The organism is Aquitalea sp. S1-19 (assembly GCF_024343515.1).
Genome location: NZ_RJTZ01000349.1, coordinates 1 through 571, shown reverse-complemented (window position 1 = coordinate 571; position 571 = coordinate 1). Strand labels below are relative to the sequence as shown.

The following is a 571-nucleotide window of genomic DNA, read 5'->3' as shown; positions in this document are numbered from 1 at the left end:
GTTCATGGCCGGCGTGATTCCGGGGCTGATGCTGGCGACCGTCCTCGGCCTTACCACCTGGTATCGCGCACGCAAGTTCGGCTATCCGCGTCTGGCCAAGGCCACTGCCGTGCAACGCCTGAAAGCGTTCCGCGAATCGATGTGGGGCCTGTTCCTGATCGTGGTAGTGATCGGCGGTATCTATAGCGGCATCTTCACCCCGACCGAGGCGGCGGCGATGAGCGCGGTGTACGCCTTCATCGTGGCGGTGTTCGTCTACAAAGACATGAGCCTGAAGCAGGTGCCGAAAGTGCTGCTGGATTCGGCCTCGATGTCGGCGATGCTGCTCTATATCATCACCAACGCCGTGCTGTTCTCCTTCCTGATGACCAGCGAAGGCATCCCGCAGGCGATGGCCGGCTGGCTGATCGACGCCGGCCTCGGCCCGATCGCCTTCCTGCTGGTGGTGAACGTGCTGCTGCTGCTGGCTGGCAACGTGATGGAGCCGTCATCCATCGTGCTGATCTTCGCCCCCATCCTGTTCCCGGTGGCGATGGCGCTGGGCATCGACCCGGTGCACTTCGGCATCCTG

Annotated in this window: 1 protein-coding gene; it reads left to right on the top strand. The window is 63.0% G+C overall.

All coding sequences use genetic code 11. The annotated features are described in order from the left end of the window. Positions 1-571: TRAP transporter large permease subunit (locus EGI20_RS18985; protein ID WP_498633263.1), on the top strand; the 571-nt coding region annotated here is incomplete at both ends.